Origin of the sequence: Microvirga aerilata, assembly GCF_016743775.1 — a bacterium.
Taxonomy (GTDB): Bacteria; Pseudomonadota; Alphaproteobacteria; order Rhizobiales; family Beijerinckiaceae; genus Microvirga; species Microvirga aerilata.
Genome location: NZ_JAEQMY010000351.1, coordinates 1 through 726, shown reverse-complemented (window position 1 = coordinate 726; position 726 = coordinate 1). Strand labels below are relative to the sequence as shown.

Here is a 726-nt window from a genome sequence, read left to right as displayed (position 1 = left end):
GCTCATCGATGAAGCGTTTTTGCGGCCGAGTTGAACCCTACCTGAACTCTTATCAATGCTTGGATTAGTTCGCCTTGGGCTGGGTGGCCTCGATTTCGTCGAGCACGGCCTCAGGGGCGACATTCTGGGTTATCTCGTCAATCTCCTCGTCCACCTCGGTTTTCACGCCCATGCGCTCGGCCATGGCGGCCACCTGCGTGGCCATCTTTGTTATTTCATGTTCGGCCAAGAGGCTGATCTGAAGATCGAGGTCCGCGCGCTTGTCCGCCGCCGCCTGCATCCGGTTCTGGCTGATCAGCACGAAGGTCGACAAGAAGATCGCCTCCACGGAGGCCCACATAGCGAGCACCACGAACGACTCGTCCCATTGGGGAACGCCGGGGATCCAGCCAAGGTTCGCCACGATCCAGAACCCGAAGATCGCCAAGTGGATGTAGACAAACAGCATGCTGCCCGTGAACCGGGTAATTGCCTCGGCAAGCTTTTCCTGGGCTGTGGCCTCGGCTATTTCTCGCTGGCGGCGCTTGTTCAGAGCATGGATATTCCGCTCCAGCACCGAGCTGAGACCGGGGGGCTTAGGGGAAGGAGTGGTTACCCTACCCCGGGTCCGATGACCAGAATGAGCCTCTCCGTTCGGGCGGTGCCCAACCATTTCAAGCCTCCATAGCAGGCTCAACCTGATTGTCGCGCCAGCCCTCCTCAACCAAGATTGCTTATCAATGTTCC

Annotated in this window: 1 protein-coding gene; it reads right to left on the bottom strand. The window is 58.7% G+C overall.

Annotated features, from left to right (window positions below; genetic code table 11):
* Nucleotides 1-64: 64 nt before the first annotated feature.
* Nucleotides 65-652 carry a DUF1003 domain-containing protein gene (locus tag JKG68_RS32770; RefSeq protein WP_202066649.1) on the bottom strand — a complete coding sequence of 196 codons (588 nt, stop codon included), beginning with the start codon at nt 650-652 and terminating at the stop codon, nt 65-67.
* Between the last annotated feature and the right edge of the window lie 74 nt (nt 653-726).